General features: G+C 53.1%; 18 protein-coding genes. 8 read left to right on the top strand and 10 right to left on the bottom strand.

Features of this window, described 5'->3' with window-relative positions:
- Positions 1 to 116: 116 nt before the first annotated feature.
- A complete protein-coding gene (locus C5Y83_RS14760; protein WP_146117783.1) occupies positions 117 to 1,043 on the bottom strand; it encodes a hypothetical protein in 927 nt (308 codons plus the stop codon).
- Between the two features lie 280 nt (positions 1,044 to 1,323).
- On the opposite strand from C5Y83_RS14760, the gene C5Y83_RS14765 reads away from it, so the two are divergent.
- Positions 1,324 to 2,532 (top strand): MJ0042-type zinc finger domain-containing protein, encoded by a 1,209-nt coding sequence (locus C5Y83_RS14765; RefSeq protein ID WP_105330491.1) that lies wholly within the window; start codon positions 1,324 to 1,326, stop codon positions 2,530 to 2,532.
- A gap of 114 nt (positions 2,533 to 2,646) precedes the next feature.
- Here the strand turns inward: C5Y83_RS14765 and fabF are convergent, their stop codons facing one another.
- The 5 genes from fabF to rpmF form a co-directional block, all read right to left on the bottom strand.
- Positions 2,647 to 3,891, bottom strand: a complete 1,245-nt coding sequence (fabF, locus tag C5Y83_RS14770) for a beta-ketoacyl-ACP synthase II (protein WP_409994594.1) — start codon at positions 3,889 to 3,891, stop codon at positions 2,647 to 2,649.
- Positions 3,892 to 3,937: 46 nt separating this feature from the next.
- A complete protein-coding gene (gene acpP / locus C5Y83_RS14775; RefSeq protein WP_105330493.1) occupies positions 3,938 to 4,174 on the bottom strand; it encodes an acyl carrier protein in 237 nt (78 codons plus the stop codon).
- Between the two features lie 215 nt (positions 4,175 to 4,389).
- Positions 4,390 to 5,160: a 3-oxoacyl-[acyl-carrier-protein] reductase gene (fabG, locus tag C5Y83_RS14780; protein WP_105330494.1), complete on the bottom strand. Its 771-nt coding sequence runs from the start codon at positions 5,158 to 5,160 to the stop codon at positions 4,390 to 4,392.
- Between the two features lie 67 nt (positions 5,161 to 5,227).
- Positions 5,228 to 6,136 carry an ACP S-malonyltransferase gene (fabD, locus tag C5Y83_RS14785; protein WP_105330495.1) on the bottom strand — a complete coding sequence of 303 codons (909 nt, stop codon included), beginning with the start codon at positions 6,134 to 6,136 and terminating at the stop codon, positions 5,228 to 5,230.
- Between the two features lie 136 nt (positions 6,137 to 6,272).
- Positions 6,273 to 6,479: a 50S ribosomal protein L32 gene (gene rpmF / locus C5Y83_RS14790; protein WP_105330496.1), complete on the bottom strand. Its 207-nt coding sequence runs from the start codon at positions 6,477 to 6,479 to the stop codon at positions 6,273 to 6,275.
- Between the two features lie 337 nt (positions 6,480 to 6,816).
- On the opposite strand from rpmF, the gene C5Y83_RS14795 reads away from it, so the two are divergent.
- Complete coding sequence (locus C5Y83_RS14795) at positions 6,817 to 7,173, top strand: hypothetical protein (RefSeq protein ID WP_105330497.1); 357 nt, start codon at positions 6,817 to 6,819, stop codon at positions 7,171 to 7,173.
- Positions 7,174 to 7,238: 65 nt separating this feature from the next.
- On the opposite strand, the gene C5Y83_RS14800 is transcribed toward C5Y83_RS14795, so the two are convergent.
- Positions 7,239 to 7,697 (bottom strand): bacterioferritin, encoded by a 459-nt coding sequence (locus tag C5Y83_RS14800; RefSeq protein WP_105330498.1) that lies wholly within the window; start codon positions 7,695 to 7,697, stop codon positions 7,239 to 7,241.
- A 528-nt stretch (positions 7,698 to 8,225) separates the two neighbouring features.
- On the opposite strand from C5Y83_RS14800, the gene C5Y83_RS14805 reads away from it, so the two are divergent.
- From C5Y83_RS14805 to C5Y83_RS14830, 6 genes are all read left to right on the top strand, one after another.
- Complete coding sequence (locus tag C5Y83_RS14805; RefSeq protein WP_105330499.1) at positions 8,226 to 9,518, top strand: APC family permease; 1,293 nt, start codon at positions 8,226 to 8,228, stop codon at positions 9,516 to 9,518.
- A complete protein-coding gene (locus tag C5Y83_RS14810) occupies positions 9,515 to 10,357 on the top strand; it encodes a DUF4397 domain-containing protein (protein WP_105330500.1) in 843 nt (280 codons plus the stop codon). Before C5Y83_RS14805 ends, C5Y83_RS14810 begins: the two co-directional genes overlap by 4 nt.
- A 200-nt stretch (positions 10,358 to 10,557) precedes the next feature.
- Positions 10,558 to 11,487, top strand: a complete 930-nt coding sequence (locus tag C5Y83_RS14815; protein ID WP_105330501.1) for an acyl-CoA desaturase — start codon at positions 10,558 to 10,560, stop codon at positions 11,485 to 11,487.
- A gap of 24 nt (positions 11,488 to 11,511) precedes the next feature.
- A complete protein-coding gene (locus tag C5Y83_RS14820; RefSeq protein ID WP_105330502.1) occupies positions 11,512 to 11,868 on the top strand; it encodes an Imm8 family immunity protein in 357 nt (118 codons plus the stop codon).
- A 105-nt stretch (positions 11,869 to 11,973) separates the two neighbouring features.
- Complete coding sequence (locus C5Y83_RS14825) at positions 11,974 to 12,492, top strand: exonuclease domain-containing protein (RefSeq protein WP_105330503.1); 519 nt, start codon at positions 11,974 to 11,976, stop codon at positions 12,490 to 12,492.
- 151 nt (positions 12,493 to 12,643) lie between these two features.
- Positions 12,644 to 13,216 carry an HdeD family acid-resistance protein gene (locus C5Y83_RS14830; protein ID WP_146117784.1) on the top strand — a complete coding sequence of 191 codons (573 nt, stop codon included), beginning with the start codon at positions 12,644 to 12,646 and terminating at the stop codon, positions 13,214 to 13,216.
- A 506-nt stretch (positions 13,217 to 13,722) separates the two neighbouring features.
- Here C5Y83_RS14830 and C5Y83_RS14835 read toward each other — a convergent pair.
- From C5Y83_RS14835 to C5Y83_RS14845, 3 genes are all read right to left on the bottom strand, one after another.
- Positions 13,723 to 14,052, bottom strand: coding sequence for a P-II family nitrogen regulator (locus C5Y83_RS14835; RefSeq protein WP_105330505.1), 330 nt, complete (start codon positions 14,050 to 14,052; stop codon positions 13,723 to 13,725).
- 60 nt (positions 14,053 to 14,112) lie between these two features.
- Complete coding sequence (locus C5Y83_RS14840; RefSeq protein WP_199195042.1) at positions 14,113 to 15,933, bottom strand: sodium-dependent bicarbonate transport family permease; 1,821 nt, start codon at positions 15,931 to 15,933, stop codon at positions 14,113 to 14,115.
- 231 nt (positions 15,934 to 16,164) lie between these two features.
- A complete protein-coding gene (locus tag C5Y83_RS14845) occupies positions 16,165 to 16,575 on the bottom strand; it encodes a hypothetical protein (protein WP_105330506.1) in 411 nt (136 codons plus the stop codon).
- Between the last annotated feature and the right edge of the window lie 137 nt (positions 16,576 to 16,712).

The following is a 16,712-nucleotide window of genomic DNA, read 5'->3' on the forward strand; positions in this document are numbered from 1 at the left end:
ATACAGCCTCGCCGATTCCATGATTTGGCTGAGAATTATCGTCGAAAGTCGCCGGAGTATAGAAACGCGTTAAAGTCGCAGCAAGACGAATCGAGTGATAGCACCCGAGGATTCGCCTAAAGAAGATCATTCAGCCAATCATCCTCCTTTGGTGCTGGCTTTTTAGCAGGAGCTGCAGGATTGGTGATCGGAGGCTTGGCCGTTGAAGGAGAAGAAGACTTTGACGCCGTTTCCCTTGGTGGACTCTTGGCAGGCCGAGTCGACGCCGGCTTCGACCGCTTTAGAGACGCATCGCTGAACAAATCGATGTCATCAACCTCGTATTCCGGCAGCGTTAGCTTCTGAGGCTCTGAAGAAGATGACTTGCCTTTGGTTGCCGCCACGGGCGCCGGCTTCGATCGCCTCTCACCGACGACCCTGCCCTTACCTGGATCGCGGATAACCTTTTCAAGCTTGCCGTTCCGCTCTTTGGCCAGACGCTCTTCCCGCTTCGGATCGCTCATGACACCCAGGCGCTGCATCAGCACGTACCAGACGAGAGCGATCCCTGCCGAGACAATGAGCCCAAGGATTGTACCGATCATTGGCCCGACAACGATCCGAGCGGCAACCACCGCAACAAGACAGAGAAAAAGCCCGCACAGAGCTGACATAATCATGAAGTCGCGGGGGGTGGAAAGCTCGTGCAACTGCGTCTCGAGCCATCGCTCCCACTTTGTCTTGGGCTCGGTCCCCTTGGCCAAAGCTTCCGAAGTAAGATCCTCGAAGAAGGCCTCCAGCTTGATGTGGTACCCACACTGCTTGCAGAGATACTCACCAGCTGGCAGATGATTACTGCACTTCGGACAATCGGTCGCCTTCGGCCGATCATCATCCTGGGCCTGCGGCTCGTAATTGGGTTCGACCAACTTGGCCAACCCCTCAGGTCGCGGCTTCTGAACATTGACGGGGCTTAGGCACTTCGGGCAGCGAACACTATGCCCAATGTAGCGTTCCTCGGCTTTGATACCGACACCGCAACATGGACAAGAAACTCGAATCATGGACAAGGGCTCATGAGTGAAAGGTTTCGATTCGCTCAGCAACTCGCCGGAGCGAATCACTTCCATATCAGATCTTTCCCCAAAATGGCCGAAAACGCAAGGTTTGGCCCAAGGAAACCTAACCCAGAACGAATAGGTCAGGTCTGATCTGACGAGTCAAAAAAACTGCGAACCTAACTTTTATTAACCGCGTGAAGTGGGCTGCTGAAGATAGCATTCGCGCTTACAGACGAATAAAATCGACCTGACAACGTTCCCCCCAACCGGACAGCTATTATCTATGCCGAAGCTCTTTGTCGTCTGCCCGAACTGTAAAGCCAAATATTCCGTTGCCAACAAAGATATCGCGGGAAAGCCGGTAAAATGCCAAAAGTGCGCTCAACGATTTCCAGCCAAGGTCTACGCCGCTGCGGCCGCCAAACCAGTCGCAGCCCGATCCGCACCGAATCCCGTGGGATTTAGCGATAGCGACCTCTTCGGCGATGGTACGGAAACGGAGGATATATTTTCCGACCTGGCATCCCCCAGTTCGCCAGCACCAACGCTAGGCTCGCTTCCACCAGTTGCACGAAAAAAAGCTGCATCGCGATCGATTCCCATTGTCCCGATCGCCATGGGAGGTGGTGGCATTGCACTTGTGGCTGCAATTGTCCTGGTCGTGATGTCGATCGCCAACAATTCTGGTGACTGGGGCGGCTCGAGCATCCCGCCACTGCCCAGCAGCAGCTCCCCTGCGGGACAGTCGTTCGCAGGCGGGACTCCGGGCAACAGCCAAGCCGACTTCGAGCAGCATCACCAAGTACTCGACACGCAGATGAAGCTCATGAATCGCTTTATCGATGCCATGGAAGCGGTTAACGGCGAGCAAGATTTACCCCAGTTCATTACCACTGTAAAAGGCCTTTCTTCGGAACTGCGTAGCCTGGCTGGCCAGGTCGCCAACCTTCCGCGAATCTCATCCGAGAACAACAAGAAGCTCAGCCAGGAGGCGGAGCGACGCACCAAAGAATTCCTGCCTCGTATGAAAGCGGCAGGTCAGAGAATGGCTCAGTACAATCGGAACGCAGATGTGACCAACGCGATGCTCGACTTCCAAGCTGCCGGAAAGGAGGTTAGTAATGCAATTACTGTTGCTCGAGAACGTCTTGCAACCAACTCTGCCCCGAAACGCCAGACATCCTCTCCAACGCGTCGTCGATCCAACAAGCCACTGACCGACTTCCAGTCGAGATACGGTTTTGAGAACACCGTGACCTTCCAAGGTCAAGAATTGAAGGTCGAACATGGACAGCTCATCACCGAGCAACTGAAACCTATGCTGGCCGATACTGCGTCAGCCGCCAGTTCTAGCAGCAATAGCGGCGGCGTGGTCGAATTACACTACGAGGGTGATATCAACGACCTAGTTCCCCACATTACGTTTGCAGAGATCAAACGTGTTGATGCCAGCGAACGAATCATCTACCTGAATTCGATAAGCTTCCCGTAGATGTAGCCCCAAAAAACAACGACACTTACGAAACAAAACAGCCCTGGCGAGAAACCTCACCAGGGCTGTTTGCTGCTTGAATTTTGCTGCTTGCTAAGCACTGAGCAAAAAATACTACTCGGCGTATTCTTTCGCGATCACGCATGCATTGTGACCACCGAATCCGAAGCTGTTGCTCATCGCGTAGCTTACCTTGCGATTCTTCGCTTCGTTTGGCGTGTAATCCAAGTCACATGCCGGATCGGGATTAGTGAGATTGATGGTTGGCGGAATCACGCCGTCGTTGATCGCCTTGATACAAGCAATCAACTCAATACCACCACTGGCGCCCAACGAATGACCAAGCGAGCTCTTGGTGCTCGAAACGGCCAACTTGTAGGCGTGGTCGCCATAGACCGTCTTAATCGCGATCGTCTCGGCCTTGTCCCCCGGAGGAGTACTGGTGCCGTGTGCGTTGATGTAGTCGATCTTCTGTGGGTCGAGAGCGGCATCATTCAGGGCGTTTTGCATCGCCCGAGCTGCGCCACGACCTTCAGGATCAGGCGAGGTGATATGACCACCGTCGCCGCTACAACCAAAGCCAACGAGCTCTGCCAAGATGTTGGCACCGCGAGCTTTGGCATGTTCGAGCTCTTCGAGGACGACCACCCCGGCCCCCTCGGCCATGACAAAACCATCGCGGCCCAAGTCGAATGGACGGCTGGCTTTGACGGGATCGTCGTTACGGAACGACAATGCTTTCATGTTGGAGAAAGCACTGATTCCCATCGGCGTGATACCCGCTTCAGTACCACCGGAGATCATGACGTCCGCTTCGTCGTACTGAATCGCCTTGAGAGCATCGCCCAAAGCATTGGTCGCACTGGCACAAGCGGTAGCCACTGTATAGTTCGGGCCCCGCAATCCGTAGCGAATCGAGATATTTCCACCTGCAGCATTGAGCATCAGGCGCGGGATCGTCATTGGCGAGACACGATCGGCACCCTTGGTCAGCAGTTTCTCGGTTTGCTCTTCGATCGTGGCGATACCACCGACCCCTGACCCGAGAATCACGCCACAGCGATATGAATCTTCCTGCGAGAAATCGAGGCCCGACGAAGCCACGGCATCGATTCCAGCCACCATTCCAAATTGCGAGAAACGATCGAGACGCTTCTGCTCTTTGGAATCGATGTACTCATCAGGCGCCCAATCATGAACGTCGGCCGCAAATTTCACCTTGAATCGGGAGGTATCCAGGATCTTGATATCATGGATGCCGCTCTCGCCGGCAATCAGCTTGGACCAAAACGTATCCAACTGGCAGCTTAGCGAGGAGACAATCCCCATTCCGGTAACGACAACACGACGTTTCATGATTCAGTGAACGCTTGGGGTTCTAGCGAGAAGAAATAGAATCGGCAGTTTACGAGTTCTTGGCTTCTTCCAAGTAATCGATAGCCTGACCGACCGTTTCAATCTTATCCGCGGAATCTTCCGGGATGTCGATATCAAATTCTTCTTCCAATTCCATAACCAGCTCGACCATGTCGAGGGAATCGGCGCCCAAGTCGTTCACGAACGAACTTTCACGAGAAACCTTTTCCTTATCAACACCTAGCTGACTAGCAACAATCTCGATTACACGCTCTTCTACCGACACGACGTGTCCTCCGTTTTGGGGCGAGGGACCGTTTGAGGGTCCCTTTAGATGGCCTAAGTTGATTTATTATTAAGGTTCAAGCTCAACAAGATAGATGACCCAAGTAAAACGGGTCAAGGTGGACACCACCCGATCCATCCTATATTTTCAGGAAACACGCTCTTAGAAAATTTCGATAATCTAAGTCAATGCCACTAGGGCGTTTCCATGATTTATTAACCGGTCATGCCGCCGTCAACGGTCAGCACCTGTCCGGTAACGTACGCAGCGCTATCGCTGGCCAAAAACAGGACGGCATCCGCAATCTCTTGCGGCTTACCCATTCGCTTGGCGGGAATGCGTTTTTTGACCTCGTCCTCGACCGCTGGCCCCAAGGCCTTAGTCATGTCTGATTCGATGAAACCAGGGCAGATCGCGTTGATCGTGACCTTGCGGCCTGCCAGTTCGCGACTCAGGCTTCGCGTGAAGCCGATCATGCCAGCCTTTGAAGCGGAATAGTTGGTCTGGCCTGGATTGCCCATGATGCCGGACACACTGCTGATATTGATGATTCGGCCGTAACGAGCTCGCATCATGTACTTCGATGCCGCTCGAGCAAACAGGAACATGCCACGCAGGTTCGTGTTGATGACCGTATCCCATTCTTCATCGGTCATACGAGGAAGCAAGTTATCGCGAGTGACACCAGCATTGTTGACCAGGATGTCGACCTTGCCCCATTCGTCTGCAATCTTGTCGATCAACTGCTCGACGCTCTCACGCGAAGTCACATCGCATGGGAGTGCTTCGGCGTCGCCACCAGCCTCTTTAATCGCCGCGACGGTTTCAGCAAGCTTATCGGCACTTCGGGCGACGCAGGCAACCTTGGCGCCTCGCATGCCCAAACCAATCGCGATCTGTTGACCAATCCCTTGCGAGGCCCCTGTAACTACGGCCACCTTTCCGGACAGATCAACGGGAAGTGCATTCCAGACAGCATCGCTCATGGGGAATCTTGCCTACTTTAAAGTTAACGATAAAGAAATGGGGAGGTGGGATCGATCAAGCCTCGACTCAGGCTTCCACACCATTGAAAGAAACCTTGCGGTTGATTCGCTTCATCAAGCCACGCAGCACCTTACCGGCGCCAATCTCGTAGAACTCGTCGAAGCCCAGATCAAGCAGATATCGCATCGACTGCTCCCATCGAACCTGGGAACAAACCTGCTGCTGCAGAAGAGAGCGAATCTCTTCCACGTCGTCGTGCGGCTGTGCGTCAACGTTAGAAATAACGGGGATTTTTGGAGGGGAAAGCGTTACATCCGCTAAGGCGGCGGCCAGCTTCTCGACCGCTGGCCGCATAATTTCAGTGTGAAACGCACCTGCGACAGCGAGAGGAATCACCTTCATCGCGCCGCTCTTTTCGGCAATTTCAGCAGCACGCTCACATGCGTCATTCGACCCGGAAACAACAATATTCCCGGGGCAAAGCAGGTTCGCGATCTGTAGGATGCCATCTTCTCGAGCGTCGTCGCAGATCTTCTCGACAGCTTCTTGTTCGAGGCCAAGGATGCTCACCATCCCGCTAGGAACGGCGTCCGAGGCGGCCTGCATCGCTTCGCCACGCACCTGGACCACCTTGAGGGCGTCCTCAAACTCCATGACGCCCGCGAACACCATGGCGGTGTACTCGCCCAGGCTTAACCCAGCGGTAGCTTCTGCGGAGAGCAGGACATCTGGCGTTTGATCACGTAGCTTCGCCAGGGCTGCGATGCTGGTCACAAAGAGAGCCGGCTGACTATGAACGGTCGAATCGAGCTTATCGGAGGGCCCATCAAAGCAGATCGAGGCCAGGTCGTAACCGAGAACCTCATTGGCACGCTCAAAATACTCTTTGGCTGCTGGCAGGGAGTCGTAGAGGACCTTCCCCATGCCAACGCTCTGAGCGCCTTGTCCCGGAAAGAGGAATGCGATCTTGCTCATCGCAGGGGTATCCTTCTATCGATCATGCTTCGAAGACGACAGACCGCTGGTTTCTCATCAGCCTGCTCAGACTATCTAATTCGCCTGAGGGCGCATTTTGCCAGCGGTCTTGATCGCTTGGAAGGCCAGGAACGGCTTATTCAGCGACTTCGTTCGAAGGGATGACATTACGCCCCATGTAGTGGCCACATTCAGGGCACACAACATGCGTGGGAACCGCAACGCGAAGGCGACGTTCTTGCAAGCAGTTCGGGCACAGGCTCAACTGACGAGCCTTGAGACCGTCGTGAGCGCGACGCATGCCGGTACGGGAATTGGACTGTTTTCTCTTAGGTACTGCCATGACCGTGGTTCCAAACAGGCATCAGCGAAACGCAAATCGTTTGCCTGCCTTACATTAGGGCTCAACCGGGCCAGGACAATTCCGTTGAAATCGTCGGCGGCCGGAGCGAGCATCCGAGGAAAGCCTCTCTAATAGAGGCACAATATGCCGGGGGAAACGCGAAATGATAATGATATTCCCCTGAACCGTCAATAAGCCCAGCAATTTGCCGAATGACCGACGCATTTGGTTGATTTGAAATTTTCCTTATTGACGCGCGTGCAGGATCCTCACAGAATGTTGATGAACTGAGACTTGATATCAACTTCGCCCAAGCCGATAAACGATCTCACCCCATATGACCTACCCGAAAGAACAAGTGGTCGAAACGATTTCGACCGGAGAATGCGACCGCACGCTGATCGTAAACTGTGCTGACAAAGCAGGTTGCATCTTTGTTGAGATTCGCCAGCAGAGCTACGGTGGGCAGCGAGTTGGGTGGTTCACGCAATCCAGCATCCAAGTCGCGCCCGAATCACTGACTGCCCTTCGCACGGCCCTTGGGATCGCAAGTGCTTTGCCTGAAATGGTTTCCGCTAAACGCGAACGGGTCACCCTGAAGGCAACCCGTGGCGATAACGATATGATTGTCAGCGGACGAATCACAAACCGGAAAGCTCCAGAGCTTCGCGTTTGGCAAGCTGAGTCAGCCTAACTGAGGTGACTCAGCGGCGGATTCGTCGATTATGGCGTTCCAGGCTGGGAACGCTCGATCGGTTATTAGCCGACCTTGGAAGCACTACCACCTTTGGCTTGAGCGGCGACGGTCGGATCTTTTAAGATCATGGTGAACTGGTCAACGCCGTCTTGCTCTTCCAGCAAGATCTCTTCCAGCAGAACAACCAGCGGACGATTCTTGCCGTCGGCCATTGCGAGTGCTTCTTCGTAATGTTTGACGGCCATCGATTCAAATTCCAGGGCGTTCGTCAGCATCTCGTGCAGATCGTCGGTCTGTTTTACTTGGTTCCGTTCAATGGTTGGAACACCACCGAGAGCCGCGATCTTTTGACCGATGGTTCGAGCGTGTCCGAACGATTCCTTGGCGCTCTCCAGGAAGATTTCGTTGTAAACTTCCCGCCACAGACCGGTGACAACAAAGGCAGCTTGGGAATACTGAGCGACGCCGGTCCACTCGTGCCGCAAAATCTCGTTCAACTTGTCAATCATTGGCTGATCCATGGTTGTCTCCTTTACTTTCAGCTTGGCTGGTGAACGCCCGAGGGCGTCTTATTTTCATTCGGCACGTAACGTTCACAGAGTTAGAAAAGCCTAACCCAAGACGGTGCAAATACCGAGCCTGAACGATTACTTGGCGGCAGCTACTTTATCGTTGGCAGTCTCAACTTCTTCTCGCATCGTACCACTGGTATCGGGAAAATCCAGGGAGCAATAACCCATTACAGCTTCCCAACTTGCATTTTTTGCCAAAAGATAGTCGCTCTCAAGAAGGCAAGTTATCCCCATCGCTGTTGCGGCGATTGGGTCTCAACAACGACTTCGCGAAGTGATCAACGGCAGCCAGACTGAGGGAAATGAAAGCATGGCAATTCCGCTGCACGTTTCATCGCCCCCGATAGTCCCGCAGCATCTCGCCCAAGCGGCGCGTTGTTTGCACGAAAAAGATGCGATGGTCGCTTATTAGCGAAAGCATTCTAGCGCAACACCGCGTGAAACCTTGCCTCACACGTGATCGAAGCGGGACGAAAAATGACAGAGGAGAAAGCAGACCAACACCCTCAGGGGAAACTTGGTCCTGTTCGTGTTTGGGCCCTCGCCGCCGGTGGAATGGTGGGCGGAGGTATTTATATCGCACTCGGAGTGGTGATTGCGGTTGCCGCGCAGTGGTCTTGGCTGAGCTTTGTGATCGCAGGAATCATTGCCGTTACCACGACCTATTCTTACGCGACGCTTGCCAATCACTTCGAGGGGAGCGGTGGTGCCTTCGACTTCTTGGAGAACATGGACCGTGAAGGAGCCGCTGGCAGCTTGTCTTGGTTATTGATCATCGGCTACACATTGACCATCGCGGTTTATGCCTTTGCGTTCGGTCATTATGTTTCTTACGCCCTGGGAGGCGATGCATTAACGATTCGCATTTTGGCCCTCGCCGCTGGTTTCGGCCTGATCGCCCTGAACCTAATTGGCATCGGGAAAATGACCGCAGTCGAAGTTGTGATCGTATCGGCCAATCTGCTCGTCCTCATCGCCTTGGGAATCGCAGGCGTCTGCTACTGGGACACGACCGAGCTCGTGGCTGGCATTTCTCCACGTGGCATCTGGGCGGCCCCAATTGGAGCAGCAAGTATCTTTGTCTCGTATGAAGGCTTTCAACTTCTCACTTACGAATACGACAAGATTAAAGAACCTAAGAAACAATTAACGCCGGTGCTGGTCTCCGCGGCGGTCTTCGTTGTGTTAGTTTACGTCCTGGTTGCACTTGGCGCGACGATGCTTGCGGGGGCACTAACCATCGTCGATGAGAAACAAGTCGCATTGTCAATTGCGGCCGAAAACTTGGCTGGCCCTGCAGGTCTTGTGATCATGACGATCGCTGCAGCCTTCGCTACCGCGGCCGCGATCAATTCCACCCTCTACTCGACCGGCAAACTTGCTGCCCGCGTTGCACGGGATGGCGAACTCCCCCCGTGGTTTGATCACCGCAATCGGTTTGATGTTCCAGACCGGCCTATCATGGTGATCGGTACGATTGCGACACTGCTGGCAATTCTAGGATCGTTATCATCGCTGGTCGAAGCCGCAAGCTTGGTGTTTTTAGTCACGTTTGTCATCGTGAATTTCATTTGCTGGCGCGAGGTCAACCACTTACGGTGGATTCCGATTCTGGGAATGATCATCGCTGCTCCGGTCGGCTTACTGCTAGTTGCCCGTCTGTTACTCACGGCCCCATTCCCTCTCCTACTGCTGGCTGCCCTTTCGATGTTCGCAGTCTTTGGTCGACCAGCCATCTTGCGACGTCTTGGGGAAGGAGGTGCCACGTGAACCTGCGAAATCAAGTTCGACAAAACATTATCACGACACTGATCTTAAGCGGTACCGTTCTTGGCGGTGGTAGCGCTGCCACTGCTGAGCAGCCTGCCAATGTATTCGCCATTAATGTGAGTCAACCGAAAACGGAACTGGAAGTACGCTTCCAATCCATCGCTAAGTCCGACGATGCAAATACTGAGAAGCTTCCCTATGGTAAATTACTGGGCCCGCTTGAACTTCGACCAGGCCGCTGGCGGGTTTCGATCACGGATCAAAGTCCGTTACCTGGAGCAAGTGTCGAATACGGGTTTGCCAAGAGCGATCGTTATCTGTTTATCTTGCATGGCTTCAATCGTCATGAACCACTTGCCAGTCCGAAACGTAACGCTCAGTTGTGGAGCACGAGTATTTGGCAGCAAGCCAGACTAGTGCTGGGTGGCATCGATGAAACCAGTGACAAACGCTTACTTCTTCAACAAACGCTGCTTCGAATTCCAAGTGTTGAGCCAGATGATCCAGCGCGGGTGCGAGTGGTCGCTTGCACGCCGGGGGAAGGACCGATCGTCGCGACGATTCACGATTCAAATGGCAACGCAACGTCAAGCAGGAAACTAAGCTATCCTGAGCATAGCGATTGGCTGAAGCCATCGACCGGAGAACTAAATCTGCAAATTCGGTACGCGGATAGTCCGGTGTTGATTGTCAACGGAGTGTTCGATGCCCCTCAAGGTACCATCACGACCATTCTCGTATCGAAGCCCTCAAGTTGTGACTCGGAACAAGGTAACGTGATTGTGCACCAGCAATCTGCGGAAAATGGTAAAACTATTCGGTTTAGAGCCCGTAAGTAAAACAGCGTCTAGAGAGACGAAGGAATTGACGCTGCCGAGAGAATCTTACGACGCATCCGCGAATGAACGGAATTCCGTGGGCAAGCATTGCGTCATACGTTAAGCTGACGGCTCACCAACGTTCTCTCTTCAATCCTCACACCGTTGCCAACACGCGGAAACTTTGGGTTGGATTCCCTTTCAATAAGGAGGCATAGGATATGCCCGATCAATCCGCGACGGCGCAGATTCTCCGTCAGGAAAAACCTACTGGCGTCTTCCCAATTCGCATCTGGTGGCCCTATGCCATTGGAATTGGTGGCATGCACCTGATGGCACTACTGGCCGTTTGGCCCTGGTTATTTAGCTGGGTGGGCGTTGCCTCGGTGGTGATCGGTCATTATCTGTTCGGCATGCTCGGAATGACGGTTGGTTACCATCGACTTCTTTCACATCGCAGTTTTCAGTGCCCGCTGTGGCTGGAACATACGTTTGCTGTGCTGGGCGTTTGCTGTTTGCAAGATACGCCCGTCCGATGGGTCGCGACGCATCGCCTGCACCATCAACACTCGGACGAACAACCTGATCCTCATAGCCCACTGGTTAATCTAGTTTGGGGCCAAGTTGGTTGGTTGATCGTTAAAAATCGAGACGTTGGTCACGCGGCCCATGTTGATCGATACGCACGTGACCTGCTGCGTGACCGATTCTATCTGTGGCTGGAACGAAAACACCATGGACTGCTTCTGTTCCTATTGCACGTACTGGCAATCTTCTTCATCGGGGTTGCCATCGGAGCAGCCACTGGAGGTTTGAGCGAAGCCTGGCGAATGGGACTGAGTCTGGTTGTTTGGGGTGTGGCAGTACGTACCGTTGTTGTCTGGCACGTTACCTGGGCCGTCAATTCGCTCACGCACTTGTGGGGATATCGCACTTATTCGACAAGCGACAACAGTCGCAACAATTGGCTCGTTGGACTGCTTGCCCACGGAGAAGGCTGGCACAACAATCATCATGCCTTGCCTACCGCTGCCGCCCATGGCCGAGCTTGGTGGGAGATCGATTTCTCCTATCGTCTGATTTGCTGCCTCGAAAGTGTTGGCTTGGCCTGGAACGTGTCCCGCCCGGAAAAACGCCCCGCTAATTCATAAATACTCGCGAGCGATCGTTTTGGAATGCAAATCGAAGTCAAAGAATCGTGCCCCAATGACTTTCTCAACTGGGACGAATTTGCACAGCAGCCTCCGCCTGATCCGTACGACGCATACGGCTGGTTCCACATCACCGTTGGCGAAGTTGGCCAGGAAGCAGGTAACGACTTTCAAGTTTGCGTCGCGACACCAACTGCGTTCGGTCGTTTGAAAGCACTCGGAACCATCCCAGGTATCCTCGTCGACTGGTTCGATGCCGCCACAGTACGCCAGGCCATCGAGACCAAAGTTGCATCGACGAAAACGAATACTTGGCACCAGGCAGTCGATCAGCTGCGGACCTACATGCTCTGGGAATATGAAGGCATGGCCGGCAACTAATGCTCACCTCCCCTTCTCCGCCGGGAAATGAAGATCCAAGAATTCTCATTCTCGATAGAATCACTCCTTAGAGAACAAGAAGTGAAACACAAGAAAGAGAATTCAATGAGTTACATCATGGTCGATATCGAGTCGGACGGACCGATTCCGGGAGACTACTCGATGGTCTGTTTCGGTGCCGTGCTCGTTCAACCTGGTCTTGAGCAAACCTTTTACGGCCGCCTCAAGCCGATCTCCGAGAAATGGATTCCAGAAGCACTCGCCGTCTCAGGGTTTTCGCGCGAAACATGCCTTACCTTCGACGAGCCAACGCAGGTCATGCGGTCGTTCGCGGACTGGCTGAAGCAAGTAAGCGATGGCAAGCCGATGTTTGTTTCCGACAACAACGGCTTCGATTGGCAATTCATTAATTGGTACTTCCACCACTTCCTGGGCAGAAATCCGTTTGGGTTTAGCTCAACGAACCTTGGATCGCTCTACAAAGGGATGGTGAAGGATGTATTCCAAAACTTCAAACATCTACGGAAAACACGCCATACCCACGATCCTGTCGACGACGCCAAGGGAAATGCAGAAGCATTGCTGACGATGAAAAGTGAGTTGGGCCTAAAGATTCGGCTTTAGAAGCTAGGGGCAATACGAAACTAAAACCGGCCCCAGTTGCTTACTTCCGGCAAGGTTAAAAAAAGACCATTAATAAGTGCTGGAATTGGGTGCTATATTGATCGGTAGCCCGTTTGGCCAAACCAACTACCATCGACTCGGAGACACGACCATGACCGACGCCAAAAAGCCTAGTGTAACCTGGCTATATATTATGGGATTCTTAACCGTAGCCATGGGCGTGATCGCAGTGGCTTCACCGCTTGTCGCTGGCACAGCGGTAGTTTACATCGTGGGTGCGGTCATGCTGATCGTCGGCATTACGCAAGTCATCAGCGGCCTGAAGGCCGACACGATGACGCACAAGTTGATGCCACTCATTTTGGGCATCGTGACGACACTCGGCGGCATAGCTGTCTTGGCTCACCCCGTCGTTGGCTTGGAAGTCTTGACGCTGTTCCTCGCTGCTTATTTCGTGGCGGAGGGCATCTGGAAAGTCATCGCCTCCTTTAACTTTCGACCGGCCCAGGGCTGGACGGCGCTACTGTTCAGCGGCATCGTCACCTGGCTGCTCGGTGCGATGATCTGGATGCAGTGGCCAGCTTCCGGATTGTGGGCCATCGGCATTTTGGTCGGCGTCGACCTATTGATGACCGGTATGGCGATTCTGGCACTTGCCGCAACGGTTGGAAAGATCGTCGATAAGGTTGACGAAAAGCTACACGACGGCCAAGCGACCGCTTAGCCCTTTGCATGCTCACTTTAATCATTCAAAAAAACAGCCATCGTCTAGAGGTGTGACGATGGCTGTTTTGTTAGACACTTGGTTCGACTGTGAAGCCTGGATAGTGCGTCACAATGATCATCAAGTGTTGCCTCTATCTGAAATTGCATGTGGGACCTGAGCCAGAAGCTGGGCACCGGTAACCATCGCGTCCAATGGTAAGCTGCACTCATAAGGCCCAGGTTCATGCTCATCGCATCTGGTAGTAATCACGCCGGCTACCCAACCGCCGATCATCGCGTTACCTAATTTTAAACTTACTTTCACTTCCGTGGAATTCGACGGACGCGAGACTCATGCGAATGGAATTCTGATTCAACACGTCGTATCCAGAACTGGACAACATGCCAGCCTCTCCCTTCGGGATGACGAACCACGCGAGTCAGATGAAATAAAAGGGAAAGCCTGCGCAGAAGCGAACTTCCACACAGGCTTCGGGGGAGGACGATTGTCGCACGAAGCAGGGACTAACCTAACTTCGTGACGGATTGATCTCGTTCATCCACTTCGACCGTATCCGCGAAAGCGAACAGGGCGTAATGACTCAGTTGGGCAAACTGAGCCGCGTGGATCCAATCCAACAGTTTGGCACCCGTTGTCGGTGTGGTGACAATCTCCATTCGTAGCAGACTCTCTCCGCTGTAGGGATTGCCCGTTACCGCATGATGACCTTGTCCACTCACTTCGCTGTAGTTGAAGCAAGTCGCACCAAGCTGTTGAACTTTTTCAAACACTATTTCTTTAAGCGCTGCATCTAAAACAATTGTGATGCGTCGCGCGTTTTTTGTCGTAATCATTGGATTGTTCCTCGCACATTCGATGGGTAATGAAATCGCATCATCGCCACCAGTCGTAGATTAAGCGACCGGCATGAACGCGATGAGATGCTTGGCGATCTCGATGTAGATCGGAATGCCGAGCGTAACGTTCCAAGTGAAGGTCAGACCAAGCGAAGCCGCAAGTGGCAAAGTTGGACTGGCTTCCGGAATGGCAATTCGCTGAACCGCCGGAACAGCGATATACGAGGCTGCACCACAAAGTACAGCGAACAATGCGTAAGTACCTGTTTCAAAGTGATGCCCCAGGGCCAAGCTATAGGCATGCAGGCAACACATTCCAAATGTGGCAAACAATGTTGGTGCCAAGACACCAAACATGATAAAGCCAATACCAGCAGTCTTTAGGTCACTAAGACGTTGACAAGCAGTGATGCCCATTTCCAACAAAAACAGACAAAGCGCCCCCTTAAACATCGTCAGGAACAAGTTGTTTGGACCTTCAACCACGTGCGGATCGACGAGCGCTTGACGACCACTGATGTATCCGACGATGATTCCGCCAAACAGCATGTACAGACCTGGGTTCAAGAAGACTTCGTGCAAGATCTTCAAATTCAAGCCACTGCTCTTACCACCAACAACCGCAGCACCAACACTTTTTGCGACCGGTTGACCGTGGCGCGAGCCATTGTGCAAATCACCGTGTTCATCGCTCGCCACCGAGTCGGCGAATAATGCACTGGCGTCACCCATGTAGCCGGGCTCTTCAGGCATGTTGCCTAACTTGTCCATGCCGCTGCGACGCAAATGAGAAATCAAAAATAACCCAACAAGACAGCCAGGGATTTCCATCACGGCCAACATGACCGGCATATAACTGTCGTGGAGTAGATTCAAGGTAGCGAGGATCCCCAGGCAGGTAACAAATGTACCTGCCGAGTCTGATCCATAATAGGAACCGACGGTCACCGCATCGATCCGGCGCATCGGAGTGAACGCACGCAGAAGCCACGTTGCACTCAAACCAATGATGCCATTCACGATGAACCCCACTGCGGCCAACCCGCCGGCAACCGCCAGTTCCGAAGATGGCAATTCAGCCATCAGTTCGCCACCATGCCAGCCGATCGCGACTAGCAGGTATATCGTTAAACTCTGATAAAGTGCTTTGGGAAACTCGAAAGGAACCCGCAACAAAGGAATCGCAAAGCCCATGAAGAAGAACAGCAGCAGGGGCTGAAACAAGTTCGCCACGAAATTGTGCGCGATCTCTGAAAGCATACTGCCCGACTCTTTGTGGACATGTGCCGACACGCGCAAAACGCCTTGTGCATCGGCTAATCGCAACTTTTCAATCTCACCACCCTTCACTACCAACGTGACGATGCGCGTTGGAAAGACGGCCGGCAATTTGTGGCCATGCTCGATCACCGTCGGTGCATCTTCCTCTTCTTCGGGCGGCGTCTGTTCCGGTGTGCCGGGCAATTTCTCGACGGAGTGAACCAACACATTTCGCAAGACCGGCGTTGCATGTGAGCCGCCCTCACCTAGTGAGACCACCGAGACATCAACCGCCTCGCCCACCTTAAGTTCATCGGGGTGAGCTACTTCTACGATCGCCTTGAATTCGCTGCTTCCAATGGGTCGAGTTTTCAGCTCAGACCTTACTTTTTTGTCACCTCCCACCTTAGTGACCGGCAGAGCAGTTCTGTCTTTCGCTTGCAATGACTGGCCAAGGATCGTGGGCATGGTCGCCGTGCTTTCGCTTTGAGCGAATGCATGACTTCCGATTGCCGCCGTCAACACGAGCACAGCTAATGTCAACAACATCCGACTTATGCCCGATCGGACATTGGCTCCGAGCATACCGAAAGCCGTAGCTTCGAGAAACTCGCGCATATTGCACCTAAAAGTAAACGGACAACGGGTTGGCTAAGGGGGTCTTGCGGACTCTCATGTAGCGAGAATCACTACATCGCATGACAACAGTGATGCGATGTTTACGGCGAGAACAAAAACCCAACGTAAGCTTATGCCACGAAAAATGGCCATATCGCTAGTAGGAATCTGTCAGATGCGCCGCAGGTTAACGGGGGCATGACGGGGTGCAAGAGAAACCTAGGGGCGCACTTAAGCGACCGGTGGCCCACGAAGGAGAGATACGGTATGCGATTGAATAGAAACAACTGGTGATCGATCGTTAACGACCGGAACTGCCGTGACTTCCGCAATGGGCATTACCCAAGTGGTCGTCAGAGCAAACAGTTGCAATTCACCCATGCCTTCAGTTTCAAGCTCAGCAATCTCAGCCTGACCGCTATCGTAAGAATGCGGACTAGTTGGTTTGCCGCTTCGGCCGAGATCAGTTTGCAATAAACCGCCCACAACCCACAAGGCATAGAAGATTACGAGAAACGCATGTAGCGGTGTGATCGACTCAGAGAGATTGGATTCTAGACGGTACCAGCCTCGCGAAAGCTTCGCCTCATCCCGTTTGCAGGGATTTTCCTGAGACCAGCTTTGTTGAGTTTTGCGAGACACAGGTAGGCGTTCCTGAGAACGAGATGTCTAATCCGAGAGATTGATTTGAATACTATCTTGCTGTTTTCAAGAACGCAAGGTCTGTGGGATTATTTCATCGGTAAAAATCGACATTTGTATTGATCGGAAACCTCAAA

Origin of the sequence: Blastopirellula marina, from assembly GCF_002967765.1 — a bacterium.
GTDB lineage: Bacteria > Planctomycetota > Planctomycetia > Pirellulales > Pirellulaceae > Bremerella > Bremerella marina_A.

What these genes read in the sequence shown, in the direction of transcription:
- rpmF (WP_105330496.1), bottom strand. Translation starts at nt 6,479, where the DNA reads ATGGCAGTACCTAAGAGAAAACAGTCCAATTCCCGTACCGGCATGCGT.
- C5Y83_RS14765 (WP_105330491.1), top strand. Translation starts at nt 1,324, where the DNA reads ATGCCGAAGCTCTTTGTCGTCTGCCCGAACTGTAAAGCCAAATATTCC.
- C5Y83_RS14825 (WP_105330503.1), top strand. Translation starts at nt 11,974, where the DNA reads ATGAGTTACATCATGGTCGATATCGAGTCGGACGGACCGATTCCGGGA.
- C5Y83_RS14840 (WP_199195042.1), bottom strand. Translation starts at nt 15,933, where the DNA reads ATGCGCGAGTTTCTCGAAGCTACGGCTTTCGGTATGCTCGGAGCCAAT.
- fabD (WP_105330495.1), bottom strand. Translation starts at nt 6,136, where the DNA reads ATGAGCAAGATCGCATTCCTCTTTCCGGGACAAGGCGCTCAGAGCGTT.
- C5Y83_RS14820 (WP_105330502.1), top strand. Translation starts at nt 11,512, where the DNA reads ATGCAAATCGAAGTCAAAGAATCGTGCCCCAATGACTTTCTCAACTGG.
- fabG (WP_105330494.1), bottom strand. Translation starts at nt 5,160, where the DNA reads ATGAGCGATGCTGTCTGGAATGCACTTCCCGTTGATCTGTCCGGAAAG.
- C5Y83_RS14805 (WP_105330499.1), top strand. Translation starts at nt 8,226, where the DNA reads ATGACAGAGGAGAAAGCAGACCAACACCCTCAGGGGAAACTTGGTCCT.
- C5Y83_RS14760 (WP_146117783.1), bottom strand. Translation starts at nt 1,043, where the DNA reads ATGATTCGAGTTTCTTGTCCATGTTGCGGTGTCGGTATCAAAGCCGAG.
- C5Y83_RS14800 (WP_105330498.1), bottom strand. Translation starts at nt 7,697, where the DNA reads ATGGATCAGCCAATGATTGACAAGTTGAACGAGATTTTGCGGCACGAG.
- C5Y83_RS14830 (WP_146117784.1), top strand. Translation starts at nt 12,644, where the DNA reads ATGACCGACGCCAAAAAGCCTAGTGTAACCTGGCTATATATTATGGGA.
- C5Y83_RS14815 (WP_105330501.1), top strand. Translation starts at nt 10,558, where the DNA reads ATGCCCGATCAATCCGCGACGGCGCAGATTCTCCGTCAGGAAAAACCT.
- C5Y83_RS14835 (WP_105330505.1), bottom strand. Translation starts at nt 14,052, where the DNA reads ATGATTACGACAAAAAACGCGCGACGCATCACAATTGTTTTAGATGCA.
- C5Y83_RS14795 (WP_105330497.1), top strand. Translation starts at nt 6,817, where the DNA reads ATGACCTACCCGAAAGAACAAGTGGTCGAAACGATTTCGACCGGAGAA.